20 protein-coding genes and 1 pseudogene are annotated in these 24,064 nt (G+C 66.4%); 10 read left to right on the forward strand and 11 right to left on the reverse strand.

Going from position 1 to position 24,064, the window contains the following annotated elements:
• Positions 1–253: 253 nt before the first annotated feature.
• From pcaG to BFF94_RS05675, 3 genes are all read right to left on the reverse strand, one after another.
• Complete coding sequence (gene pcaG, locus BFF94_RS05665) at positions 254–847, reverse strand: protocatechuate 3,4-dioxygenase subunit alpha (protein WP_128849782.1); 594 nt, start codon at positions 845–847, stop codon at positions 254–256.
• A 3-nt stretch (positions 848–850) separates the two neighbouring features.
• Positions 851–1,558, reverse strand: a complete 708-nt coding sequence (gene pcaH / locus BFF94_RS05670) for a protocatechuate 3,4-dioxygenase subunit beta (RefSeq protein ID WP_128849780.1) — start codon at positions 1,556–1,558, stop codon at positions 851–853.
• Positions 1,559–1,834: 276 nt separating this feature from the next.
• Entirely contained in the window at positions 1,835–2,410 is a 576-nt protein-coding gene (locus tag BFF94_RS05675; RefSeq protein WP_128849778.1) for a YiiX/YebB-like N1pC/P60 family cysteine hydrolase, read from the reverse strand.
• Positions 2,411–2,530: 120 nt separating this feature from the next.
• Between BFF94_RS05675 and BFF94_RS05680 the strand changes: the two genes are divergently transcribed.
• The 4 genes from BFF94_RS05680 (at position 2,531) to BFF94_RS05695 (ending at position 5,188) form a co-directional block, all read left to right on the forward strand.
• Entirely contained in the window at positions 2,531–3,268 is a 738-nt protein-coding gene (locus BFF94_RS05680) for a helix-turn-helix domain-containing protein (RefSeq protein ID WP_128849776.1), read from the forward strand.
• 77 nt (positions 3,269–3,345) lie between these two features.
• Positions 3,346–4,332: a pca operon transcription factor PcaQ gene (gene pcaQ / locus BFF94_RS05685; RefSeq protein ID WP_128849773.1), complete on the forward strand. Its 987-nt coding sequence runs from the start codon at positions 3,346–3,348 to the stop codon at positions 4,330–4,332.
• A 126-nt stretch (positions 4,333–4,458) separates the two neighbouring features.
• Positions 4,459–4,818, forward strand: a complete 360-nt coding sequence (locus BFF94_RS05690; RefSeq protein WP_128849771.1) for a type II toxin-antitoxin system RelE/ParE family toxin — start codon at positions 4,459–4,461, stop codon at positions 4,816–4,818.
• A 73-nt stretch (positions 4,819–4,891) separates the two neighbouring features.
• The gene (locus BFF94_RS05695) at positions 4,892–5,188 is read left to right on the forward strand and encodes an XRE family transcriptional regulator (RefSeq protein ID WP_128849769.1); all 297 of its coding nucleotides are present in this window, start codon (positions 4,892–4,894) and stop codon (positions 5,186–5,188) included.
• Positions 5,189–5,362: 174 nt separating this feature from the next.
• Here BFF94_RS05695 and BFF94_RS05700 read toward each other — a convergent pair whose 3' ends face one another.
• The 3 genes from BFF94_RS05700 to BFF94_RS05710 form a co-directional block, all read right to left on the reverse strand.
• Entirely contained in the window at positions 5,363–6,637 is a 1,275-nt protein-coding gene (locus BFF94_RS05700; protein WP_219139076.1) for an APC family permease, read from the reverse strand.
• A 135-nt stretch (positions 6,638–6,772) separates the two neighbouring features.
• Positions 6,773–11,284: a DEAD/DEAH box helicase gene (locus BFF94_RS05705; protein ID WP_219139077.1), complete on the reverse strand. Its 4,512-nt coding sequence runs from the start codon at positions 11,282–11,284 to the stop codon at positions 6,773–6,775.
• A gap of 210 nt (positions 11,285–11,494) precedes the next feature.
• Positions 11,495–12,019, reverse strand: a complete 525-nt coding sequence (locus BFF94_RS05710) for a metal-dependent hydrolase (protein WP_128849767.1) — start codon at positions 12,017–12,019, stop codon at positions 11,495–11,497.
• 401 nt (positions 12,020–12,420) lie between these two features.
• On the opposite strand from BFF94_RS05710, the gene ggt reads away from it, so the two are divergent.
• Positions 12,421–14,142 carry a gamma-glutamyltransferase gene (gene ggt, locus BFF94_RS05715; protein WP_128849765.1) on the forward strand — a complete coding sequence of 574 codons (1,722 nt, stop codon included), beginning with the start codon at positions 12,421–12,423 and terminating at the stop codon, positions 14,140–14,142.
• Between the two features lie 86 nt (positions 14,143–14,228).
• Here the strand turns inward: ggt and BFF94_RS37770 are convergent.
• Positions 14,229–14,357: pseudogene (locus BFF94_RS37770) on the reverse strand (alpha/beta fold hydrolase); the annotation flags it as partial.
• Here BFF94_RS37770 and BFF94_RS05720 point away from each other — a divergent pair.
• Together BFF94_RS05720 and ppk2 are read left to right on the forward strand one after the other, a co-directional pair.
• Positions 14,347–14,508, forward strand: coding sequence for a hypothetical protein (locus tag BFF94_RS05720; protein WP_158062134.1), 162 nt, complete (start codon positions 14,347–14,349; stop codon positions 14,506–14,508). The pseudogene BFF94_RS37770 and the gene BFF94_RS05720 sit on opposite strands and share 11 nt — an antisense overlap.
• A gap of 87 nt (positions 14,509–14,595) precedes the next feature.
• Positions 14,596–15,546, forward strand: coding sequence for a polyphosphate kinase 2 (ppk2, locus tag BFF94_RS05725; RefSeq protein WP_128849763.1), 951 nt, complete (start codon positions 14,596–14,598; stop codon positions 15,544–15,546).
• Between the two features lie 61 nt (positions 15,547–15,607).
• Here ppk2 and BFF94_RS05730 read toward each other — a convergent pair whose 3' ends face one another.
• The 3 genes from BFF94_RS05730 to BFF94_RS05740 form a co-directional block, all read right to left on the reverse strand.
• Positions 15,608–15,898, reverse strand: coding sequence for an H-NS histone family protein (locus tag BFF94_RS05730; RefSeq protein WP_128849761.1), 291 nt, complete (start codon positions 15,896–15,898; stop codon positions 15,608–15,610).
• 266 nt (positions 15,899–16,164) lie between these two features.
• Positions 16,165–16,752: an IMPACT family protein gene (locus BFF94_RS05735; protein WP_128849759.1), complete on the reverse strand. Its 588-nt coding sequence runs from the start codon at positions 16,750–16,752 to the stop codon at positions 16,165–16,167.
• 196 nt (positions 16,753–16,948) lie between these two features.
• Positions 16,949–17,806, reverse strand: a complete 858-nt coding sequence (locus BFF94_RS05740; protein WP_128849757.1) for a LysR family transcriptional regulator — start codon at positions 17,804–17,806, stop codon at positions 16,949–16,951.
• A gap of 127 nt (positions 17,807–17,933) precedes the next feature.
• Here BFF94_RS05740 and BFF94_RS05745 point away from each other — a divergent pair, with 127 nt between their 5' ends.
• Positions 17,934–18,515 (forward strand): DUF4865 family protein, encoded by a 582-nt coding sequence (locus BFF94_RS05745; protein ID WP_128849755.1) that lies wholly within the window; start codon positions 17,934–17,936, stop codon positions 18,513–18,515.
• Positions 18,512–18,637: a hypothetical protein gene (locus tag BFF94_RS38175; RefSeq protein WP_281426099.1), complete on the forward strand. Its 126-nt coding sequence runs from the start codon at positions 18,512–18,514 to the stop codon at positions 18,635–18,637. Before BFF94_RS05745 ends, BFF94_RS38175 begins: the two co-directional genes overlap by 4 nt.
• A 75-nt stretch (positions 18,638–18,712) precedes the next feature.
• Here the strand turns inward: BFF94_RS38175 and BFF94_RS05750 are convergent, their stop codons facing one another.
• Positions 18,713–20,914: a glycoside hydrolase family 3 C-terminal domain-containing protein gene (locus BFF94_RS05750; RefSeq protein ID WP_128849753.1), complete on the reverse strand. Its 2,202-nt coding sequence runs from the start codon at positions 20,912–20,914 to the stop codon at positions 18,713–18,715.
• Positions 20,915–21,638: 724 nt separating this feature from the next.
• On the opposite strand from BFF94_RS05750, the gene BFF94_RS05755 reads away from it, so the two are divergent.
• Positions 21,639–24,062, forward strand: a complete 2,424-nt coding sequence (locus BFF94_RS05755; RefSeq protein WP_128849751.1) for a right-handed parallel beta-helix repeat-containing protein — start codon at positions 21,639–21,641, stop codon at positions 24,060–24,062.
• Positions 24,063–24,064: the final 2 nt, after the last annotated feature.

Below are 24,064 nucleotides of genomic sequence, written 5' to 3' on the forward strand. Positions count from 1 at the left end.
CGCATAACGCGCAAACGATATCCCGCTGGCCCGACGATTCATGTGCTTCCGCAGCATGCGTTTCAATCGCGCGTTCGATGTTCGTGCCGGACGCCCGGGTAACAGGCATCGGCAACCGCGACGGGGTGCGATGCGGCGCAGCATCGAATGATTGCGACGGAACACGGAAAACGCCGCGTGGCGCGATGCCGGTCGGTATCGCGCCACGCGGCGGTGCGGTTGCATGCGAAGCCGGCGTGCACCGGCGCATGCGTCAAACGTCGAAGAACACCGTTTCGTCCGGCCCCTGCATGCGGATGTCGAAGCGGTAGACGACCGGGCGTCCCGGCTGCGCGTCGCGCTTCGCGACGAGCGTCGCGCGGCGCTCGGCCGGCACGGCGTTCAGCACGGGGTCGGCCGCGTTTGCGGCGGCTTCGTCGTCGAAGTACACGCGCGTGAACGCATGGGTGAGGATCCCGCGCATCATCACGGTCACGTTGATGTGCGGCGCTTCGTCGGCGGTGATGCGGCCCGGCTTCACCGTCTCGACGACGAAGCGTTGTTGCGCATCGGTGCCCGTGCCGACCCGCGCGAAGCCCGTGAAGCCGGATTTCGCGATGTCGCCGCGCGAGGCGGGGTAGCGGCCCGCGCCGTCCACCTGCGTGAATTCGAGCACCGCGTCGCCGACGACGTTGCCGTCGCCGTCGAACACCTGCCCGACCAGCAGCACGTGCTCGCCTTCGGCGTGCGCCGCGGCGATCGTCGGCGTGAACAGGCTTTTCAGGTCGTAGTCGTATTGCTGCGGGCACAGGCCGTATGCGAAGTACGGGCCGACCGTCTGCGAAGGGGTTTGCTTCAGCGTCGTCATGGTTCAGCGCTCCATCGGGGTAGCGTCGCGGCCGCGCAGCACGATGTCGAATTCGTAGCCGAGCGCATAGCCTTCTTCGGTGATGTCCATCGAGAAGCGCGAGATCAGGCGATCGCGCGCGGCCTCGGGCGTGCCCTGGAAGATCGGGTCGTACGCGAGCAGCGGGTCGCCGGGGAAGTACATCTGCGTGACGAGACGCGAGCTGAAGTAATCGCCGAACAGCGAGAAGTGGATGTGATTCGGGCGCCACGCGTTCGGATGGTTGCCCCACGGATACGCGCCGGGCTTGATCGTCAGGAAGCGGTAGCGGCCTTCGTCGTCGGTCAGGCAGCGGCCTGCGCCGAGGAAGTTCGGGTCGAGCGGCGCGTCGTGCTGGTCGACCTTGTGCACGTAGCGGCCGGCCGCGTTCGCCTGCCACACCTCGACGAGCGTGTTGCGCACGGGCTTGCCGCCTTCGTCGAGCACGCGGCCCGTGACGATCATGCGCTCGCCGAGCGGCTCGCCGTTCTTCACGGCGTTCTTCGTCAGGTCGTGGTCGAGCGCGCCGAGATCCTCGGCGCCGTAGACGGGTGCGTACTGGTCGCGCAGCTTGTCCTTCAGCGGGATCAGCGGGCGGGTCGGGCCGCGCTTAACCGACGAACGGTACTCGGGGTGGACATAGGCCGGATGCGACGGCCAGTCGCGCGGCGTGAGGATCGTGGGGGAATCCATCGGGCGTCTCCTGATAGGTATTTCGCGAAGTGCGATGGCACGACTTTAGCCAATCCGGAAAGTTATGCAAAATGACCTTTTTTCGCGAATCGCATAACCGTTTGTTATATTTGCCGAGCCAATGAAAATTCCGCCGGACAGGATGCCCTGTCCGGCGGAAAAAGCGATCGGGCTTTGCGTCGTCGGTGACGACCCCGTGCACGGCCCTCCAGCCAGCCCGTCGCTGCTTTTTTTGTCTTTCTTCTTGTTGTTATCCGGTCTCCCCGAGCGTGCCCGTCATGACCGACGACCAGGATCGAACACGATCCCGTCGAATTCGAGCGACAGCGTGCCGCTGCGCAGCAGTGCGGCCGGCGTTGCGGCCCGGTCGGCACCGAGTACGTCGCTCGCGTACTGCGCGCAGAACCCGCGCCGCGCCCGCAGGTTGAAGCGGTTGCCGAGCAGCGTGTCGATCCGCTGTTCGGCCGTCGCGTGCACCCGGCGTTGCGCGTCGGCGGTCGGTGCCGCGACTCGGCGCGCCAGTGCGATCCGTCCGCCGTCGGTACGGGCGACGAAGCGCGACAGCGGCGTGAGCTTCGTCCACGCAAGCGCTGGCTCGGCGATCACGGGTTCGTCGCCCGACGTATCGACGACGATGCCGAAGCGATTGGCCCACGCGCCCTCCGGGCCCGTCTTGCCTGCCGCGTCGCGCGGCGTGCTCGCCGGAATGCGGATGAATACGAGATCCCCGACATGCGCGCTGGCGGCCAGCGTGCGGACGGTGGCGAGCGGCATCGTGCGATCCGTGTCGCGTGCATCGCGCGGTGCGGTGTGGGGCGGTTCGTAGGCAGCGGTTTCGGTTCGGGCGGTCATTTCGGCTCCGTCGTTGCGTGACAGGACGGAGCGGATTATGCAGACAAGTATCCGAAAATGTTCATCTGCATACGCAGGTAGCCTAGTATCCGACCTGGAGCATCATTTTTCGATACCAACATGACCGAAACCGCCCAACTCATCGAAACGCTGAAGCGCCAGTTGAAGGCGCAGGGAATGACCTACCGCGACGTCGCGCGTGCGCTCGACGTCTCCGAGACGAGCGTGAAGCGGCTGTTCGCCAGCGGCCGCTTTACGCTGGAGCGTGTCGCGGAGATCGCGCAACTGCTCGGCTATACGCTGGCCGAGCTGACGCAGGAGGCATCGGCGTCGGCGCCGAGGCTGCACGTGCTGACCGAGCAGCAGGAGGCGCTGCTCGTGTCGGACGAGAAGCTGCTGCTCGTGGCCGTCTGCGCGATCAACTACTGGACCGTGCAGGACATCGTGTCGGCTTACCGCGTGACGAAGGCCGAGTGCGTGAAATACCTGCTGATGCTCGACCGGATGAACGTCGTCGCGCTGCTGCCGGGCGACCGGATTCGCGTGCGGGTCGCGCGCGATTTCGACTGGCTGCCGGGCGGGCCGATCCGTCGCTATTTCCATGCGCACGCGCTCGGCGATTTCCTCGACAGCCGCTTCGACGGGGCGGGCGAGACGATGACGTTCTCGCAGGGGATGCTGACGGAGGCCGCCGCCGCGGAGCTCGAACTCGAGTTGCGCCGGCTGCGCAGCAAGGCGGCCGCGCTGCATGCGGAATCGTCATCCGCGCCGCTCGGGCAGAAGCACGGGACGGGCTTGCTGATCGCGAAGCGGATCTGGGAGCCGACCGGTTTCCACGCGCTGCGGCGTGATGCGTGACGCGTCATCGAGTGCTTGGGACTATCCGGAAAGTTATGCAAAATGGCATTTCATCGTCAACCGCATAACCATCCGTTATGAATAACCGCATCGCCGACGGCCGCGTCAAGTTCCGCCACCTGCAGTGCTTTCTCGCGGTCGCGCAGTTGGGCGGCGTGCAGAAGGCGGCCGCAAGCCTGTCGATCACGCAGCCGGCCGTCTCGAAGACGATCGCCGAACTGGAGGCGATCCTCGGCGTGAAGCTGTTCGAGCGCGGCCGGCAGGGCGCGCAGCCGACCCGCGAAGCGCAGTTGTTCATGCCGCACGCGAACGCGTGCGTGCTGGCGCTGCGACAGGGCGTCGGGCTGCTCGCGCGCGAGGGCGGGGCCGCCGCCGCGACGCTGGAAATCGGCATGCTGCCGACCGTCGCGGCATCGCTCGCGCCCGCGTTGATGAAGGCGCTCGCCGCACGCTGGCCGCGCGTCGTCGTGCGAATCACGACGGCCGCGAATGCCGATCTGCTCGAGCGGCTGAAGTCCGGTGCGATCGAATGCGCGATCGGGCGGCTGTCGGAGCCGGAGCGGATGATCGGGCTCGCGTTCGAGCAGTTGTACAACGAGCCGCTCGTCGCGGTCGTGCGCGCCGGGCATCCACTGCTTTCCAGCACGGCGCCGGCCGCCGAGCTTGCGCGCTATCCGGTCGTGCTGCCGCCCTTCGGCACGCTGATCCGCCAGTCGGCCGAGCAACTGCTCGGCGCATGCGGAGCGCCGCCGCTGGATTCGTTCATCGAGGTGCTGTCGGTATCGGTCGCGCGCGCGCTGGCGCTCGAGAACGACGCGGTCTGGTTCGTGCCGCTCTATGCGGCCGAATACGACCTGTCGGCCGGTGCGCTGGCGCGCCTGCCGTTGCCGTCCGCTGGCACCGACGAGCCGGTCGGGCTCGTCCTGCGCACCGACGCGCAGCCGTCGCCGGTCGCGCGGACGCTGATCGATGCCGTGCGCGACATCGCGCGGTCGCGGTTCGGCGATACGCGGGCACACCGGACGCCACGCGCGGCGCGCAAGCCGGCTCGCCGCGACCGTTGATCCCTCGGGCCGGGCGGCAAGCGCGGCTCAATTCTTTCCCGGCTGCCGGATTGGCCATCCGGACAGTAGCCGATCTCGTGGTGCTTGGCATATCGTACCGTTTTTGGTACGATTGGTGACAAGACGATGGCGAGACAGCAGATCCAGGTCACGCTCGGCGTGCGGTTCTTCCGGACGGCCCGTGGCAACGAGCCGGTGCGCGAATGGCTCAACGCGCTCGGGCAAGCGGAGCGAAGGACGATCGGCGAAGAGATCAAGACCGTTCAACTCGGCTGGCCGCTCGGCATGCCGCTGGTCCGGAAGATGGCGAAGGATCTGTGGGAGATCCGCGTGATGGTGCCGGGGCGGAGCGCCCGCGTGCTGTTCACGGTCGTCGGCGACACGATGGTCCTGCTGCACGGCTTCTTCAAGCAGTCGCGGGCCACGCCGTCGGACGATCTCGACGTCACCGTCGCGCGCCTGAAAGCGCTGACGCACGCCATCTGAATTTCCCGGTTGCGCCGGAACGCACCGTCTTCGACGGTCGGGCAGCCGGCAACGCCATGCACTGGAGTACGACATGACGACCACGAACAACCCGCATATCGGCAGCGATTTCGATACCTTCCTCGAAGGGGACGGCAATCTCGAAGCGGCCACCGCCACCGCGATCAAGCGCGTGATCGCGTGGCAGATCGGGCAGGAAATGAAGGCGCAGCACATCACTAAAACCGCGATGGCCGCGCGGATGAAAACCAGCCGCGCCGCGCTCAACCGTCTGCTCGACGAAACCGACACGAGCCTTACGCTGGCGACGCTCGCGAGCGCGGCCGCCGCGCTCGGCAAACGGCTCAGCTTCGAGCTGGTGCCGGCCTGACCGGCGGGAAGAAACGGCGCGCGGCCGGTTTGCCGCGATCGTCCCGATCGTCCGCATGATGCGCGCGGCGGATTGGCCGGCGATCCGGCCGGCAATTCGGCCCGCAATCCGGTCGGCGATTGGCCGGCGCGTCGCCGCAAGCGGGAGGGCGTCAGCCCACGCGCGCCCACCGGGTCATTTACGCGGCTCGGCCACCCGCAGATAAAGCAGCGCACCGCCCGCGAGCAGCAGCGGGCACAGGAAATACCATCCCGTCGTCAGGAACAGCCCGGCGACCGCGACCAGCGAAATCCATGCGCATCGGTAAGCGATGCCGCCGCGCGGCAGCAATTTCAGCGCGGCCGCCGCGCCGAGCCCGTACACCATCACGAAACACCCGGACGTGACCAGCACGAGCGGCTTCGGTCCGACGTCCGAGATCGTCGTCGCGGCCAGCGCGACGGCCGCGAGCACGGCGATCACGCCGAGGCTGCGGCGCGGTACGCCGCCGACCTGGCTGCCTTGCGCGAGCCACGCGGGCAATGCGCCGTCGCGCCCGAGCGCCGCGCCGAGCTTGGCCGCGCCCGCGAAATACGCGTTCATCGTGCCGAGCGTGAGCAGCAGCGCGGCCGCGGCGGCCAGCACCTGCGCATGACCGCCGATGCCGCCCGCGATCAGTTCGGCGAGCGGCGCGCCCGATGCGCCCGCGGTCGGCCCGAGCACCGTCACGCTCGCGGCGGCGACCGACAGATACAGGAACCCGACAACCACGACCGCGATGCCGGCCGAGCGCGGCATGTCGTGCGCGGGCCGGCGGAATTCGGCCGCGAGATGCGTGATCGCTTCCCAGCCGGCGAAGCTCCACACCAGCAGCGCGGCGGCCTGGCCGACCGCGAGCCAGCCGTGCGGCGCGAACGGATGCAGGTTGGCGGTGCGCGCATGCGGCGCGGACGTGAGCACCGCGGCGAGCAGCAGCGTGACGAGCAGCGCCGACAATACGAGCTGCATGCGGCCCGAAACGGTCACACCGAATGCGTTCGCGGCCGACACGGTCGCGATCAGCGCGGCGGCCGTGACGATGACCGTCGTGTGCCCGCCGCCCGTGACGGCCGCGACGTATGCGCCGCCGAACATCGCGGCGGCCGGCGCGCCGGCCGGTACCGCGAAGTAGAAGCACCAGCCGACGATCGCCGCGGCTTTCGGCCCGAATGCGCGTCGCGCATAGGTCGATACGCCGCCCGAGTCGGGATAGCGCGCGCCGAGCGCGGCGAAGGTGGCCGCGAGCGGCCCGGACAGCACGACGAGCGCGGCCCATGCGAGCAGCGAGGCCGGGCCCGCGACCTCGGCGGCCAGCGCGGGCAATGCGATCACGCCGGTGCCGAGCACCGCGCCGATATAGAGCGCGGCACCCTGGAAAATCGTCAGCGAACCCGCGTGATGAGCGGCGGGTGAGTCGGCATGCGAGGACATCGGCGGCAGTCTCCGGGAGTCTTGTTTTGTCTGGGCGCGTGAGCGCGCGCGGGAAATCGTTCGATGCTACCCGAACGATGGCGGCGACGCGGCCCGGCGATCAGTAGTCTGCGCCGCGCCGCGTGTCAGCCGGTGTCAGCAGCAGCGCGCGAGCCGCAGGCGCGCATCCTCGCGCGCGGCGGGCGACAGTTCGGGCGCGTAGTGGAACGTACCCGACACGAGCGACGCGACGGGCACGCCGTCGCGGAACAGCACGCGATTGCCGGCCAGCGCCGGTACCTTGTCGCCGGGCAGCAGCGTGCCGGCGAGATTCAGCGGGTCGGCGCCCGTCACGCAGATGAATTGTCCGTCGCCCGGTTGCCGCCGCAGTTCGCGCAGGATCGGGATCGCCTCGGGCAGCGCGAACTGTTCGCCCGCGAGCCCGGCGACGAAGCGTCCGCCGCGAATCTCGCCGCGCGCTTCGAGGCGCTGCAGCACGCGCACGAGTTCGCGCCAGTTCGGCAGCCAGTCGGCTTCGCGTTCGAGCAGCCGCCAGAACACGACGCCATAGCGGCGCAGCAGCGTCCACGCGATGTGTTCGAGCGCGTCGGGATCGGTCGCGGCAGGCCCGCGCTTCGGCACCGGCGCATCGTCCGGCGGCGCCTGGCGCTGTACGAGCGCCCAGCGGCCTGCGTCGTCCATTCCGCCGATCAGCGCACCGCCGCGCCGCGTGCGCGGCGCATAGGTCGCGCTGCGCTTGACGGCCGGCTTCAGCAGCGCGCGCAGGCCCGCGTAGCTGTCCGCATTCACGAGGCCGGCCGACACGAGTTCGCCGAGCGCCTGTTCGAGTTCGACGGGCAGCACGTGCAGGTCGTCGAGCAGCGCATCGAAGAACATCGCGCCGTGCGCGGCGAGCGCGTCGTGCACCTGCGCGGCCCGCGCGGACAGCGCCGGTTGCGCGTCGGGGTCGCGCAGCGCGTGCCAGGCGGCGAGATGACGGCGCGGCAACAGCACGATCGGCGTCGTCTTCACGGGCGTGCCGGCCGCGCGCGCCGGCGCGCCGATGCGTGTCCACACGAGCTTGCCCGAGCGGCACAGCTCGTCGAGACCGCCCGCCGTGTAGTCGGTGAGCCGCGCGGGCAGCAGCGCGTCTTCCCACGCGCTCGCCGCGGCCTCGTAGCCTTCGAGCTGTTCGACCACGGCCGCGAGTGCGTCGCGGCCCGCGCCGCGCGTGTCGGGCGTCAGGTGCTGCCAGTGGAACAGGAAGCGCATGAAATCGGCGCGCTCGACCGGTTCGATCTCGCGGCGCAGCCGCTTCACCGTATAGCGATGAATGCGGGCGAGCAGGTGGCGTTCGCACCATTCGTCCGTCGTCGCGCCCGGCGTGAAGCGGCCGCGCATCACGTAGCCTTCGCGCTCCAGCGCCGCGAGTGCCGTCGCGATCGACGCAGGCGGCAGGCCGAGCGGGGTCGCGATCGCGTCGAGCGCGAGCGGCCCGAAGCCGGTGAGCCGCGCGCGGATCATGTCGACGAGCGCGGCGTCCGCTTCCCACGGCTGCGCGCAGGCGGCCGGCACCTTGAGCGCCGGCGCCATGCGGGCGTCGGGATGCAGCGCGCGCAGGCACACGAGCCGTTCGACCGGCACCCACAGGGCGGCACCGCCCGGCGTGACGAGTTTCGTCGCGCGGCGGCGTTCCGCGAGTTCCGCGAGCCGGTCGGGCCAGCCTGCGTGCGCCTGTGCTTCGCTGTCGGCGACGCATGCGAGCGTGAGCAGCGCGTCGTGCATTTCGTCGGCGTCGCGCACGAGCGGCCATGCTTCGTCGCGCACCGCATCGATCGCGTCGGCATCGAGCGCGCCGAGATCGTCGGCCGATTCGGGATCGCTCCAGCGGCGCGACTGCACGGCCTGCGTGCGGCGCTCCTCGAGCGGCGCATCGTCGAGGAATGCGTAGGGTTTCGCGTTCAGTATCTCGGCCGCGAGCGGCGACGGCGCGGGCAGGTCGCGCGCGACGAGCTCGATCGCGCCGCTTTCGATCCGGCGCAGCAGCGCGAGCCAGCCGTCGGTATCCATCGCGTCGTGCAGGCAGTCGTCGAGCGTCTGGTCGACGAGCGGGTGATGCGGTATCTCGCGCTCGCCGACGATGTTCTCGAGGCACGCGACCTGATCGGGGAACACGGTCGCGAGCAGATCATCGCTCTTCATCCGCTGCAGTTGCGGCGCGGTGCGCTTGCCGCCCGTGAAGCGCGGCAGCGCGAGCGCGGTCGTCGCGTTCCAGCGCCAGCGCACGCCGAACATCGGCGCGTCGAGCAGCGCCTGGACCAGCACGTGCTCGGCGCTGGCCGAGCGCAGGTAGCGCCACACGTCGTCGAGCGCGAAACTATGCGCGAGCGACAGCGACAGGATGATCGCGTCGTCGGTCGCGGCGGCCTGCAGTTCGAAGTTGAAACTGCGGCAGAAGCGCTTGCGCAGCGCGAGCCCCCATGCGCGGTTGATGCGGCTGCCGAACGGCGAATGGATCACGAGCTGCGTGCCGCCCGATTCGTCGAAGAAACGCTCCATCACGAGCGTGTCCTGCGTCGGCAGCGCGCCGAGCGCGGCGCGTGTGCGCGCGAGGTAGTCGGCAATCTGGCGCGCGGCGTCGGGCGCCAGGTGGAGATCGTCGACGAGCCAGCGCAATGCGGGCGCGAGGCGGCTTTCGGCAGGGGCAATAGCGGCGCCGTCGGCGTCGTTTCGCGGATCGACCGTGGAGCCTGTGTCGCCTTCCGCTTTGGCTTTCGCTTTCGCGTTGCTTCGCGCTGCCGTCTTGCTCACGGCCTCGCCGGCCGCGCGCTTGCGGCCACCGGCGTTCGCCTGCCGGTCGCCGTCGGCGAACAGCCCGTCGAGCCGCGCGCGCAGCCGGCCGACCGCGGCCGACAGCTCGTCGCTGCGTCCCGGCGCCTCGCCGAGCCAGAACGGAATGTTCGGAGACTGGCCCTGTGCGTCCTCGACGCGCACGCGGCCCGTTTCCACGCGAATGATCCGGTACGACTGGTTGCCCAGCTGGAACACGTCGCCGGCGAGGCTCTCGATCGCGAAATCCTCGTTGACGGTGCCGACCTGGATGCCCTGCGGTTCGAGCAGCACCGCATAGTCGGCCATGTCGGGGATCGTGCCGCCCGACGTGGTCGCGGTCATCATCGCGTTGCGGCGCCCGCGCACCGTGCCGCCGACCACGTCGCGATGCAGGTACGCGCCGCGCACGCCGCGGCGGCTCGTGAAGCCTTCGGCGAGCATCTTCATCACTTCGTCGAAGCGCTCGCGCGACAGCCGAGAGTACGGCGCCGCGCGCGTGAAGCTCGCGTACAGCGCGTCCTCCTGCCATTCCGCGCACGCGACTTCGGCGACGATCTGCTGCGCGAGCACGTCGAGCGGCGCTTCGGGAATCCGCAATGCGTCGAGCTCGCCGCGTTGCACGCAATCGAGCAGCGCCGCGCATTCGACGAGTTCGTCGCGCGACAGCGGGAACAGCCGGCCCTTCGGCACGCCGCCGACATGGTGCCCCGAGCGGCCGACGCGCTGCAGGAACGGCGCGATTCCGCGCGGCGAGCCGACCTGGCAGACGAGATCGACGTCGCCGATGTCGATGCCGAGTTCGAGCGATGCGGTCGCGACGAGCAGCTTCAGTTCGCCGCGCTTCAGCCGTTGCTCGGCATCGAAGCGGTGCTCCTTCGCGAGACTGCCGTGATGCGCGGCGATCGCTTCCTTGCCGAGCCGGTCCGCGAGATGGCGCGCCATGCGCTCGGCGGTGCGCCGCGTGTTGACGAACACCAGCGTCGTGCGATGCGCGGCCGCGAGCCCGGCGATCCGGTCGTACACCTGCTCCCACACGTCGGTCGCCATCACGGGCCCGAGCGGCACGTTCGGCAGTTCGAGCGCGAGATCGCGCTCGCGCGTGTGGCCGGTGTCGACGATCGTGCAGTCGCGCGGCGCGTCGGCCGGGCCGCCGACCAGGAAGCGCGCGACCGCGTCGATCGGCTTTTGCGTCGCCGACAGCCCGATGCGCGGCAGCGCATGGCCGGCCAGCGCGTCGAGACGCTCGAGCGACAGCGCGAGATGGCTGCCGCGCTTGGACGACGCGAGCGCATGGATCTCGTCGACGATGACCGAGCGCACGTTCGACAGCATCTGCCGCCCCGAGGTCGACGACAGCAGCACGTACAGCGATTCGGGCGTCGTGACGAGGATGTGCGGCGCGCGCTTGCGCAGCGCGGTGCGCTCGGCCTGCGTCGTGTCGCCGGTGCGCACGGCGGTGCGGATCGCGGGCACCGGCAGGCCGAGCTGGGCGAGCGATTCGGCGATGCCGGCGAGCGGCGCGTCGAGGTTCACGTGGATGTCGTTCGACAGCGCCTTCAGCGGCGACACGTAGACGACGAGCGTCGCGTCGGGAAGCGTGCCGTCGTGCGACAGCGCATCGCGCACCAGATCGTCGAGCGCGCACAGGAACGCGGTGAGCGTCTTGCCGGAGCCGGTCGGCGCGGCGACGAGCGTCGACCGGCCGGCCTTGATGTGCGGCCACGCGAGCGCCTGCGCGCCGGTCGGCGCGGCGAACGTGCGGCGGAACCACGCGGCGACGGCCGGGTGGAACACGTCGAGCGCACTGGCGGCAGGGCGGGTAGCTGTGACGTCCATCGAAGCGTTGAAATAGGGTGCGAGCGGGGTGCGAGCGCGCGGACAAAGCGTGCGCGAATCGAACCGTCAGTGTGCCAGACGTCGCGTGTGCATGCGGGGCGCGCGCCGACGATCGGGAATCAGATGAGACCCGGCAGCGCACTTTCAATGGACGGAAAGTTGCATGCGTGTCGGCACGCCGATAGCGCGCCGGATTGTGCCGAATTGCAACTACACGCGATGCAGCCAGCCGAGCCAGTGTTCGAGCAGCGGCGCGCGTGACCACAGCGACTGCGCGAGCCACAGCGTGCCGCCCCATGCGGCGGCCACCACGATCAGGTCGCAATGCCCGCTATTCCACAGGTTGAGCGAGTGACGCCGCCAGATCCACGGTACGCCGAGCGGGTTCGGCCAGTCGGCGAGCAGGTGCATTACGCCGCCGCACGCGAAGCCGAACAGCGGCGCGGCCCACAGCGGATGCGGATGATGGATGAGCCCGTGCCACCCGAGCGCGAGCAGCGCGACCCAGCCGATGCCCCAGTGCGTGACGGTACGGTGCGTGATCCACAGGCGGCGCTTGCGGCTCCACCATGCGACTTCGAGCCAGTCGGGCGCGGTGCCGCCCGCGACGCCGGCCGCGAACGCGGCGAGCATGCCCGTGTGCCACGGGCCCGTTGCGCCGGTTTGTGCGACGAGGACGGCGGCGGCGACGCCGGCCGCGAAGCCGGACGCATGATGCGCATTGTGTGATGCCATAGGGAGCGAGACGAAGAAACGTGAAGCGGCGCGTGAACGAAAGAAAAATGATGCGGCGCGAAAGCGGGGCGCTATCTTCTCAGATCAGCCTGCGCAGCGGGCGATTCGCCTGCACATTTTTTGCATGTGCGGTGCGGCATGCAACGAGGTTTGCAACTTTCCGATTTGTGCATTGCGTGATGACGCGCGCCGCAGCAATTTCGACCGCTCCATACGCATGTGTCGGCGCCGCAGCGTGAACGGGCGCACATAGCCGATGGCGCTTTCGTCGCGCGCCGCGTGTTCGACCCTTTTTGTCCCCCTATACTACGAAACCGGCGTATGGCCGCCGGCGCGCCAGCGGCTATAAGCGGATCGGGTGCTTTTCCTGCCTGAAGGAGATCAAAAATGGGGGACATGCAATGACTACGCTGAATCGCTTCAAATCATCCGCTGTCGTGCTTGCGACGGTGGCCGGCATCGGGTTCCTGCCGAACGCGCCCGCCTATGCGAAAGGGTCGCAGCCTGCGGTCCTGACGAGCTCGGCGGTCGCGGTGGCCGACAAGTACAGCGCGGATGCCGCGGAGCGGATCTTCAAGGAAGGCGGCAACGCGATCGACGCGGCCGTCGCGATCGCGTTCACGCTCGCCGTCACGTACCCCGAAGCCGGCAACATCGGCGGCGGCGGCTTCATGACGATCTACAAGGACGGCAAGCCGTACTTCATCGACTACCGCGAGCGCGCGCCGCTCGCCGCGACGAAGGACATGTACCTCGACAAGGACGGCAACGTCGTCAAGGGCATGAGCCTGTACGGCCCGCGCGCGGTCGGCGTGCCGGGCACGGTCGCGGGCATGTGGGAAGCGCAGAAGCGCTTCGGCAAGTTGAAGTGGAAGCAGGTGCTCGCGCCGGCGATCCACTATGCGCGCGACGGCTTCGTCGTCGACGAACAACTGGCGCAGCGCGGCGTCGACGCATCGAAGGAGTTCGGCGGCAAGACCAACTTCGACAAGTACTTCTCCGGGTTGAAGGCCGGCGTGAACTTCAAGCAGGCCGATCTCGCCGACGTGCTCACGCGAATCGCGAACGACGGCGCGGAAGGTTTCTACAAGGGCAAGACGGCCGAGCTGATCGCCGCGTCGATGAAGACCGGCGACGGCAACGGGCTGATCACCACCGAGGATCTCGCGCAATATCGCGCGGTGTGGCGCCAGCCGGTGCAGGCGAAGTGGAACGGCTATGACGTGATCACCGCGCCGCCCCCGAGCTCGGGCGGCATCGGCCTCGTGCAGTTGCTGAAGATGAAGGCCGACCTCAAGCAGGACTTCGAGGGCGTGAAGCTCAACTCGCCGCAATACATCCACCTCGTCGCGGAAATCGAGAAGCGCGTGTTCGCCGATCGCGCGCAGTATCTCGGCGATCCCGACTTCTACAAGGTGCCGATCGCGCAGCTGACCGCCGACGCGTACATCGCGAAGCGTGCGGCCGAGGTCAACCCGAAGGAGCCGTCGGACACGAAGGGCGTGCAGCCGGGCCTCGGCACGACGATGCCGGAGAAGGCCGAAACGACGCACTTCTCGGTGGTCGACAAGTGGGGCAACGCGGTGTCGAACACGTACACGGTCAACGGCTACTTCGGCTCGGGCGTGATCGCCGACGGCACGGGCATCGTGCTGAACGACGAGATGGACGACTTCTCCGCGAAGCCGGGCGTCGCGAACATGTTCGGCGTGGTCGGCAGCGACGCGAACGCGATCGAACCGAAGAAGCGCCCGCTGTCGTCGATGTCGCCGACGATCATGACCCGGGACGGCAAGGTGTCGCTGGTGATCGGCACGCCGGGCGGCTCGCGCATCTTCACGTCGATCTTCCAGGTGATCAACAACATCTACGATTTCAAGATGCCGTTGAAGGAAGCCGTTGGCGCGATGCGCTTCCATCATCAGCTGCTGCCGCCGAACACGATCTTCTGGGAGCCGTACCACCCGATCGAAGGCGAACTCGCGAAGCAGATCGAGGCGCGCGGCTATACGCTGCAGGGCCAGGACTTCAGCGGCGATATCCAGGTGATCAAGATCGACGGCAAGACGCCGGAGGCGATGGCCGATCCGCGCGGGCGTGGCGTGACGCGGATCATTCACTGACGTGTGAAGCGACGCGTGCGCGTTCGCGAAAGCGGCCGCGCGCGCCGTTCGGCAGCCGGGCGTTCCGGCTTGGCTGCCGAACGCTGTCAGGCGGTGGTCCGGATGAATCCGGCGATCCGTGCCGCAATGGCGTCGGGCGCATCCTCGAAGCAGTAATGTCCGACGCCCGCGAGCCGCTCGACCGGCGCGGACGGAAACAGCGCGGTGAAGAGCGGTGTCGCCCATGCCGACCGGATGTCGTACGAGCTGCATCCGGTCGATCCGTTGCGACTGCCCGATCAGCCGAACCGGCAGCTTGCGTCGAACACGTTCGACGTTTCGGCGAACCCAGAGCTGGCCGGCGTGCTGCTCGCGTTCCGCTTCTGACGGGGTGACAGGCGTTTTTCATCTATTTGACGCGCGACACTGGGATAATGGCGGAGTTTGACTGCGTCAATGATGGAAGGAGGCCCCATGGGCGACAACGATACCCGTACCGAGACCGACAACCTCACCGATATGACATCGATGGAGACGCGCCAGCGCCGTTTCGAGGAAGATCTCGTCGACGCGTATGACGAAGAGCTCGAGATGGAACTCGACGATCGCCGCTTCGACAACGACGAGGATCTGCTGTTTTCGCCCGAGCGTCGCGAGGCGCGCAAGGCTTATTTCCGCGAACTGTTCCGGCTGCAGGGCGAGCTCGTGAAGCTGCAGGACTGGGTCGTGAACACCGGGCACCGGCTCGTCGTCATCTTCGAGGGGCGCGACGCGGCAGGCAAGGGCGGTGCGATCAAGCGCATCACGCAGCGCCTGAACCCGCGCGTGTGCCGGGTGGCGGCATTGCCCGCGCCGAACAACCGCGAGCGCACGCAGTGGTACTTCCAGCGCTACGTCGCGCATCTGCCGGCCGGCGGCGAGATCGTGCTGTTCGACCGTAGCTGGTACAACCGCGCGGGCGTCGAGCGCGTGATGAATTTCTGTACCGAGGACGAATACGAGGAGTTTTTCCGTTCGGTGCCCGAATTCGAGAAGATGCTGGTGCGCAGCGGGATCCAGATCGTCAAGTACTGGTTCTCGATCACCGATCATGAGCAGGAGACGCGCTTCCAGAGCCGCATCGAGGATCCGCTGAAGCAGTGGAAGCTGAGCCCGATGGATCTCGAGAGCCGCCGCCGCTGGGAAGCCTATACGGCCGCGAAGGAAGAGATGCTGCAGCGCACGCATATTCCGGAAGCGCCGTGGTGGGTCGTGCAGGCCGTCGACAAGAAGCGCGCGCGGCTGAACTGCATTCACCATCTGTTGCAGCAGGTGCCGTATCACGATGTGCCGCGCCAGACGATCGACCTGCCGCAGCGCGAGCATCACGAGGATTACATCCGCCGGCCGGTGCCGGACAACATGATCGTGCCGGATACCTACTGAGCGTGAGCGGCCGAGGCGGATTCGATGCGATGAAGGGGCGCGCCGCGCAACGCGGCGCGCGTTACTCCCGGATCAGGAACGCGGCCCGGTCGCGCCCGACGATCCATGCGGGTGCGCGGCCGCGCCCGCTCCATGTCGCCCCTGTTGCCGGGTCGCGATACTTCACGCCGACGGTGAACAGCTTCGCGCGATCGCTGTAACCCTGCCCGAAGATTTCCCGCGCGGTCAGCGCGTAGTCCGTGACGAGCTCGCGCACCTGCGCCAGTACTGCATTGCGTTCGCGGCACCGTGCCGCCTTGATGCGCCGATCGAGTTCCGCAAGCTGGGCTTGCAGTGTCTGCACTTGATGCATGCGTCCGTTATCCCATAGCTGAGTTTTGATTATTGGCGACGCGTGACGAACCGCACGTCGGCACGCCCGGCCAGGGCATGCCGCCTCGCCGGTGGCGTATTCGTGCAGCTTGCGCCGGCCTGCCGGCCAAACGTTTGCGGCGCGAGTCGCCGGGAACCCGGTGAGATTAAGTTTCGGCGCGTGGTTTTTCTATCGGACGTATCTGATTTTTCGGGTGAATTTGCAGGCAGCCGGGGGTGCGGGACGGGGAGGATTGTTAGCGTTCGTTACAGATCGGGAAACCCCGAGCGACCTTGCGTCAGGTCGAACAGTTCGATTTTCGAATCGGCCGCGGTGGTTTCCGGCAGCTTGATCACGAGCTTGACCGTCATCCCGTACGCGCTGTCCACCAGTTCATGACCCGCCTGCTCGATCCAGCGGCGCACGCGCGCCTCATCGGGATAACCGATCTCGATCGCAAGCCGTGTGTAGCGGATGCGTTCGACACGCTCGGCATCGAGCAGCGCCGAGGCAATCGCATCCGTATAGGCCCGCACCAGACCGCCGGCTCCCAGCTTCACGCCGCCGTAGTAGCGCACGACCGCGCCGAGCACGCCGTCGAGATCGTGATGGCGCAACACTTCGAGGATCGGCCGACCCGCGGTGCCCGACGGCTCGCCGTCATCCGACATGCCCGATTGGCCGCCCGCCAGCAGCGCCCAGCACACATGGGTGGCCGCGGGATGCTCGCTGCGCAGGCGCTGCAGCACCTGCATCGCGGCGTCGCGGTCGTCGACGGGAATCGCGAACGCGATGAAGCGGCTCTTGCGGATTTCGAGTTCGGTCGTGCGGGGAGCGGATAGGGTGTAAGTCACGTCGATCGTCAGGGGCAAGCGCGATCGATGCAATCGCGGGCCCGTATTCCGGGTGTTGTCTGTATCGGCCGCGGCGGATGCGCGGCGGGTCTCGAAGCATACCGCGTGCGAGGCGGGAGGGCGGCGAAACGTCCCGCGAACAGGCCCCCGGCCGGCATCCGGCGCACCTGCCGATCCGTCCATGCCGCGCTCGACATCACCGCACGCCGACCGACGACCGCAGCGCCGCGCCCAGCGTGCGCAGCGCCTGCCTGGCCGGGGCATCGGTCTGACTCGAGTAGAGCACGACATCGCGCGTCGGCAACCGCGGTAATCCATATTGCGCACCTACGTCGACCGTACCGGCGGGCGCCACGCGATGCCCGAGCGCGGCGACGGCCAGCCCCGCGGATACCGCCGCGCCGATCGTCGCCACGCCGCCGCCGACAAAGACTTCCGTCCATGCGACACCGGCTTCGTCCAGCGCGCCGACCGCCATGCGGCGCACGCTGCAGGGCTCGGCCTGCGTCGCGAGCCGCAGCGGTTGCGGCGGATGGTACTCGAAATCGGTCGCGGCCATCCAGCCGAACGACTCCGACAGGATGGTTTCGCCGTCGAGCCGCCGGCTGTCGAGCTGCAGCGCGACGGCGGCGTCGAGCTGGCCACGGTCGAACGCATCGAGCACGTCGCGCGACGTCGCAACCCGGATTTCCAGCACGAGCCCCGGCTCTGCTTCGCTCATGCGCCGCAGCAGCATCGGGAGATCGGCGCCGACGACATGGTGGCTCACGCCGATCACCAGCCGCCGCCGGCCGGTGCCGAATGCGCCGACCGCACCCTGGTGCGCAGCCACCAGTTCGCGCGCCGGTTCCAGGAACGCGGTGCCGTCGGCCGACAGGCGGACCTGCCGCGGCGTGCGTTCCAGCAGGCGGCGGCCGAGCCCGTCTTCGAGCCGCTTGATCTTCAGGCTCACCGCGGACTGCGTCGTGTCCATCGCTTCCGCAGCCCGCGTGAAGCTCTTGAGGTCGGCGGTCAGCACGAACGCCTGCACGGCTTCGATGTCGAGCGTTTTCATCGTCCCTTCATCCATTTCAAAATTGAATCATTGAAATATTCTGCCATCGTCTTTTCAAATGATTCAAGGTCTTCTACGCTGTTTTCAGCCGCCCGGAATCCCTTCGTTTCTTTCGCCAGGATCGACCATGCTGACCGCGTACTACGTGCACCGCCTGCCGGCGGGCTACGACCTCGACATCATCCGCAATCGCGTCCTCGAGCGCGGCAGGCTCTGGGACGACACGCCGGACCTGCTGTTCAAGGGATTCCTGCTGCGCGAGGCCGGCCGTTACGGCGCGACGGAAAACGGCTATGCGTCGTTTTACCTGTGGCGTAACGAACAAGCGTTCGCCGGGTTCGTGACGGATGGCCGCTATCGGGTCGTGACGGACAGCTTCGGACGCGCGCCGATCGAGACGCAGGTCGTGCTCGATGCGCGCAAGGGCAGTGCGTCGACGGGACGCTTCGCCCGTCTGGAAGCCATCGATATTCCGGCGGATGCCGATCTCGACGCGACGCTTGCACGAGAGGTTGCGCGCAATCGCGAAGCGGCGGCGCGGCAGGGTGTGGTCGCGGCCGCGGTCAGCCTCGATCCGCTGCGCTGGCGGCTGACGCGGATACTCGTATCGGAACACGAACCGGACGACGACAACGGTTCGGGCATGGTGTACCAGGTCATGCATCTGGCCCGGCCGTTGCTCGATACGCTGGAAGGGAGTGGTGTGTGATGACCGGCACCGGGTCGCGATTGCCGGCCGGCCTGGCGGTCGCCGCGCATCTGGCCGGCGTGGCGGCGGGGATCGCGGCGATTGCCGCGCTCGCGACATTGCTGGCGCTGCTGTGCCGGTAAAGATTGTCGGCGGATGGGCAAACTCGGGGGAGCCGGGCACGCGATGCGCGGCTCCCCCGGTTGGTTCATCTCCGATCAGTGCCCCTGCAACCGGATATCGCGCGACGATGCGCCGACATACACCGTGCCGCCCGGCACGACCCGCCAGCCGTTGCGCGACGTATCCCACACGCTCTGCATCCTCGGCGACACGGTGACGCGCACATGCCGCGCCTCACCCGGATTCAGCCGGATCTTCTCCCAGCCGACCAGCCGCTTCGGCGGTTCGTCCTTGTACGGCACGCCGAGATAGACCTGCGGCGTTTCCGCACCGGCCACGCGCCCGTCGTTACGCACCGTGAACGCGACGCTCAGCGAGCCGTCCCATTGCTTCGACACCGACAGCCCCGAATACGCGAAGTGCGTATACGACAGCCCGTAGCCGAATTCGAACATCGGCTTGATGTTGCGCGCGTCATACCAGCGATAGCCCATGTTCAGCTTTTCCGCGTAGACGGGATCGTTGTCGAACGCGCCGTTTTGCCCCCAGGTCGGCGAATCCTGGTCGCGCGCGGGGAACGTGACGGGCAGCTTGCCGGACGGATTGACGGCGCCGAACAGCACGTTCGCGATCGCCTTGCCGCCGGCTTCGCCCGGATACCACGCCTCGACGATGGCAGACACGTTGTCCTTCCACGGCATCAGCACCGGATTGCCGCTCTGCACGACGACGATCGTATGCGGATTCGCGCGCGCGACGGCTTCGACGAGCGCATCCTGGTTCGACGGATTCGCGAGGCTCAGGCTCTGCAGGTCGCCGAAGTCCTCGCCGGCCGGCTGCGCGACCACGACGATCGCGACGTCCGAACGGCCCGCGAGCGCCGCGGCCTGGTCGATCTCCTGCTGCGTGTACGCGCGGAACGGCGACTGCTGGTCGCTGTTGCCCGCGTACGTGACCTGTGCGGCCGGCGCAAGCGCGCGAATCGCGGCGACGATCGGCACGTCGACCTTCAGCCACGGATTGCGCCACCAGCTGCACCCCGTCGACGACCCGAACGTCAGGCCGCCGCAGCCCGCGAACGATCCCGATACCGGGTCGCGCGTGTTGCCCGAGCCGCCGCCCGACAGCACGGCCGCATCGGCGTGACCGCCGATCACGGCGATACGCGACAGCGCCGATGCGGCGAGCGGTAACTGGTTGCCGTCATTCTTCAGCAGTACGATCGACTGCTCGGAGGCTGCCTGCACGAACCGGTTCGCGGCCGCGAAATCGATCGTGCCGCCGCCCTTGGCCGGATCGTCCATCACGCCGACGCGGATCATCACGGCGAGCTTGCGGCGCACCATGTCGTCGAGGCGCGCGGTCGACACCGAGCCGTTCGCGATCGCCTGCTTGACGGCCGCCGGCGTCAGGTACACGGTCGGCCCGACGTCTTCTTCCTCGTCCAGCCCGGCGTTGATCGCGGCGGCGGTGCTGTGCGCGGCGCCCCAGTCGGACTGCACCTGGCCCTGGAAGCCCCATTCGTTCTTCAGCACGTCGTTCAGCAGGTGAGTGTTCTCGCACGCATACGCGCCGTTCAGGCGGTTGTAGCTGCACATCACGCTGCCGGGCCGCCCGCGCTTCGCGGCGATCTCGAACGGCAGCAGGTAGAGCTCGCGCAGCGTGCGCTCGTCGATCTGCGTGTTGCCGCCCATCCGGCCGTGCTCCTGTTCGTTGCCGGCGTAGTGCTTGATGGTCGCGATGACTTTCTGCCGCTGCGTGGCGAGCGTGCGTTCGGCGAGCAGGTCGCCGGCGAGCAGCGGATCCTCGCCGAGATACTCGAACAGGCGGCCGCCGCGCGGCTCGCGCGCGAGATTGGTGCCGCCGGCAAGACCCATGCCGAATCCTTGCGCGCGCAACTGGATCGCGACCTGCTTGCCGAATTCGTACGACAGGCGGCGATCCCAGCTCGCGGCGACGGCGATCGTCGCGGGGAACGTCGTGCTGGCCTGCGACGTGCTGCCGGAGCCGGTCGCTGAATCAACCATGTTGAGATCGGGGATGCCGAGCCGCGGCACGCCCTGGATGTAGCCGGCGCCGCCACCCGGCACCTGAGACATTTCGTATTGCGAATGAATGAGTTGAAGTTTTTCGTCGAGCGTCATCTTGCGCACGAGCAGGTCGGCGCGCCGAAGCGCGGCGGCCGACGCGAACGCATCGGTGGCGTCGCCCTGCGCGTTGAAATCGGCGTCGCCCGCGTAGGCGGTGGTGCAGAGGGTCGCTGCCAGCACGACGGCCGGCCAGAGTTTGTCCCGCATGTTGCTCTCCATGATCGTATTGCTCGTTGTTCGGATGATGTCTGGAGCTGCGCACGCCCGGTGGATTCGCACCGGGCGCATTCGGCTGGCGATGCAGGGTGGTTGCGCGTCGGCATGCCAGGCCAGGCGGGGAATCGTTACGGCCGGTTGGGCTCGATCGGTCCACGCGGGCGGCGACGCACAGGCCGCCCGACGCTGACGAATCGGATGTAGCGATTCTCTGCAGTGGCTAATGGTATGAATGTAGTCTGACTACAGCATCGGTGTTTGTACCGATAGGTATGATCTTTATTCGGCGCGGTCGCGCGACGCGTCGAAAAGACGGTCATCGTTCCCGATTGCGGCTGTGTGGCGGAGTAAGAAGTACTCGGCCGAAGAAAAATCGTCGTCCATCGTGATGTCGTTGAACTGTCATCCCTTCGTGTTGGATGCGATACGCATCAGTGCATGGTGCAGCGTCGGAATCCCTGTCAGGTTTCTGCCGTATCGGAAGCGCAAGGATATTTCGGGCCGGCCTGTTCGCTTCGGTTATTCCGCGCACATTTCGTCGAGAAATCTGCCCCTATTCTGAGGCTGATTCGTGCGTTCAGATGCGAGTACGCGCGCATTGAAGGTGGTCGACAAGGTCGCGAAACGATGTATGCGAGATCGGGTGATCGCCGAGAATCCCGCAACTCCACTTCAATTTTTGCGTCGCAACGGATTGCGATCGCAGGAGCGCCCAATGACAGCAGAATTTCCCGCTACATATATCGTTGGTACGGCGACAGGCCTGACCGCAAGAACGCTTCTCCAGGAATTGGTCGATTTGCCGATGAGTGTGAGGCGGTTCGGGGTGGTGGGTGACGGCGTGACCGATGATACGGCGGCACTCCAGGTAGCGCTCAATGCCGGGATTCCTCTCTATTTCCCACCTGGTATCTATCTGTACAGCAATACACTGACTGCAACCGCGTCAATTATTGGAGCCGGCTGGAATTCAATTCTTCAGTGCACGACGTCACAAGGCCAAAACGCATCGATATACTGGAACAACGCCAGCAATTTTAAAATTCAGAATTTGCAGTTCTTCTCGAAAAATGCGACGGGGTACTATGCCAACGAAAATGCCGGGCCGATCAACCTGGGGAAATGCAGCCTGTTCGAGATATCTGGATGCAAAATCAACAATGCTGCGAGCCAGGCCATCATGATGCGTGCCTGCGTCAACGGGAAGATTTTTGGCAATACAGTGCTTAATGTCTGGCATGACGGCTTCCACGTTACCGGCGCAAGCGCGGACATTACGATCACAGGCAACGAAGTCATAAATGGTGGCGATGATGCGTTTGCTGTCATTGGGTATCAAACAGATTTCGCTCGTCCTCGTCGCATTATTATTGCAAACAACCGCGTTGATCAGACAAAATACGCTCGCGGCATTGCCATTGTTGGCGCCCAGGATATAACAGTTTCAGGAAACCAAATTTATAATTCTCAGTGTGCGGGAATTTATGTTGCCTCGGAATCATTTTATCAAACGTATGGTAACGACAACGTCAAAATAACCGACAACATTCTGGATACGTGTGGCATATCGTCCGACATCGTCGCCCGTCCCAATCTTCCGAACGCCCCAAATTATTACGGGGCATTGCATTTAAGTACGGCAAATGGATTCAACAATTCCCGCATTTCAATCACCAACAACACCATCAAGAATTCAGCAGGGAGCCCAATATTTTTAGGAGCATCCGGCGGCACCCACATTCAGGTCAACATTTCACAGAACGCGATAGTCAATGGCTGGGATCCGAATAACAAGAACGGGTTCCCGTTGACGACGATCAGTGCGACCTCGGCGTCTCGGACGCTGAACTTCGCCAATACCCCTGGTGTTGCCGTCGGCATGACGGCCTGGTATTTCAACGGTTCAACAAGCGTACCGATCGGCACGGTCGTATCGGCAGACGTATCGACGGTAACGCTGAACCAGAATGCAACTGTACCGAGTGGCGGGACCGTGATTTTTTCCGGCATCGGCTTGTTCGGTGCGACGATCGCGACGACTGCCTCCGCCGCGAGTGGCGCCATATCGTTGACGTTCGCCACGACGGCCGGCGTGGCCTACAACGACAACTATGGTTTCGGGTCGCCCGGAGACGAAACGACCGGGGTGTCGGTCGGGCAGAGCGTCAGCGGTACCAACATCGCGGTCGGAACCTTCGTGACCGGCGTGGCGGCGAATTCGGTGACGCTCAGCAAGGCGACGATCGGCACCGTGGCGAGCGGTGCTTCCATCGTCTTTACCCCGATGGTCTGCATGACGTCTCAGACGATCACGACCTCGGCCGCATCGGCGGCGGGAACCAACACGCTGACGTTTGCGCCGTATCCGTCGGCACGCGGCTGTGCGGTGGGGCAAGGCGTATCCGGAACGAATATCCCGATCGGCACATACGTGACGTCGGTCTCCGGTAACGGAAATGGCCCGACCGTCACGTTGTCCAATAATTTCACCGGCAGCGGAATTGCGAACGGCGCTTCCATTACATTCACCGGAACAAGTTCATTGAGCACTTCCACCGGAATCAGCCTATCTGCCACTAGTGACTGTATCGTTTCGAATAATCAACTATCCGGCATCGCGAAGGACGGGATTTATTTGGACGGCTCCTGCTCAAATTTCACGGAGATCAGTGGCAATATTGGAGAAAACATCGGTTGTTGCAACGGATTTGCCTGTCTTATCACGATCGCAACACTCGTGGCAGGAGCGTCTCTAAAATTGCGAGGAAATTATATGGCTCAACCGGTCAATTATCCTCGAGCAGTCGGTAATTTTATTTATTCTGCCTCCTGGAACAATACGTCGTGGAGTGAAGACAATTTCGCCCAAAACGGGTTTGTCGGCCCCTATGTCCAGATGGCTCCCGTTGTGGAGACGGTCGGTGCTTCACCATGGACGTTTGCGAATAACAACGTGAGCGCGGTCAGCATGTCGATCGCTGGTGGCGCCGTATCGTCAATCAGTGTTTCCCGAAACGGACAAGCATCCTATGCGACCGGGTTGACGAACGGCATGGTCGATCTCAAGCCGGGCGACGCCATGACGGTTACCTATAGCGCCGCTCCTACAGTCACGATGATTCCGAGATTGGGTCAATAAAC

Source organism: Burkholderia catarinensis, from assembly GCF_001883705.2.
In the GTDB taxonomy this organism is placed as follows: domain Bacteria; phylum Pseudomonadota; class Gammaproteobacteria; order Burkholderiales; family Burkholderiaceae; genus Burkholderia; species Burkholderia catarinensis.

Excerpts from the sequence above, each read along its gene's own strand:
- pcaG (WP_128849782.1), bottom strand. The coding sequence starts at position 847 with ATGACGACGCTGAAGCAAACCCCTTCGCAGACGGTCGGCCCGTACTTC.
- pcaH (WP_128849780.1), bottom strand. The coding sequence starts at position 1,558 with ATGGATTCCCCCACGATCCTCACGCCGCGCGACTGGCCGTCGCATCCG.
- BFF94_RS05675 (WP_128849778.1), bottom strand. The coding sequence starts at position 2,410 with ATGACCGCCCGAACCGAAACCGCTGCCTACGAACCGCCCCACACCGCA.
- BFF94_RS05680 (WP_128849776.1), top strand. The coding sequence starts at position 2,531 with ATGACCGAAACCGCCCAACTCATCGAAACGCTGAAGCGCCAGTTGAAG.
- pcaQ (WP_128849773.1), top strand. The coding sequence starts at position 3,346 with ATGAATAACCGCATCGCCGACGGCCGCGTCAAGTTCCGCCACCTGCAG.
- BFF94_RS05690 (WP_128849771.1), top strand. The coding sequence starts at position 4,459 with ATGGCGAGACAGCAGATCCAGGTCACGCTCGGCGTGCGGTTCTTCCGG.
- BFF94_RS05695 (WP_128849769.1), top strand. The coding sequence starts at position 4,892 with ATGACGACCACGAACAACCCGCATATCGGCAGCGATTTCGATACCTTC.
- BFF94_RS05700 (WP_219139076.1), bottom strand. The coding sequence starts at position 6,637 with ATGTCCTCGCATGCCGACTCACCCGCCGCTCATCACGCGGGTTCGCTG.
- BFF94_RS05705 (WP_219139077.1), bottom strand. The coding sequence starts at position 11,284 with ATGGACGTCACAGCTACCCGCCCTGCCGCCAGTGCGCTCGACGTGTTC.
- BFF94_RS05710 (WP_128849767.1), bottom strand. The coding sequence starts at position 12,019 with ATGGCATCACACAATGCGCATCATGCGTCCGGCTTCGCGGCCGGCGTC.
- ggt (WP_128849765.1), top strand. The coding sequence starts at position 12,421 with ATGACTACGCTGAATCGCTTCAAATCATCCGCTGTCGTGCTTGCGACG.
- ppk2 (WP_128849763.1), top strand. The coding sequence starts at position 14,596 with ATGGGCGACAACGATACCCGTACCGAGACCGACAACCTCACCGATATG.
- BFF94_RS05730 (WP_128849761.1), bottom strand. The coding sequence starts at position 15,898 with ATGCATCAAGTGCAGACACTGCAAGCCCAGCTTGCGGAACTCGATCGG.
- BFF94_RS05740 (WP_128849757.1), bottom strand. The coding sequence starts at position 17,806 with ATGAAAACGCTCGACATCGAAGCCGTGCAGGCGTTCGTGCTGACCGCC.
- BFF94_RS05745 (WP_128849755.1), top strand. The coding sequence starts at position 17,934 with ATGCTGACCGCGTACTACGTGCACCGCCTGCCGGCGGGCTACGACCTC.
- BFF94_RS05750 (WP_128849753.1), bottom strand. The coding sequence starts at position 20,914 with ATGCGGGACAAACTCTGGCCGGCCGTCGTGCTGGCAGCGACCCTCTGC.
- BFF94_RS05755 (WP_128849751.1), top strand. The coding sequence starts at position 21,639 with ATGACAGCAGAATTTCCCGCTACATATATCGTTGGTACGGCGACAGGC.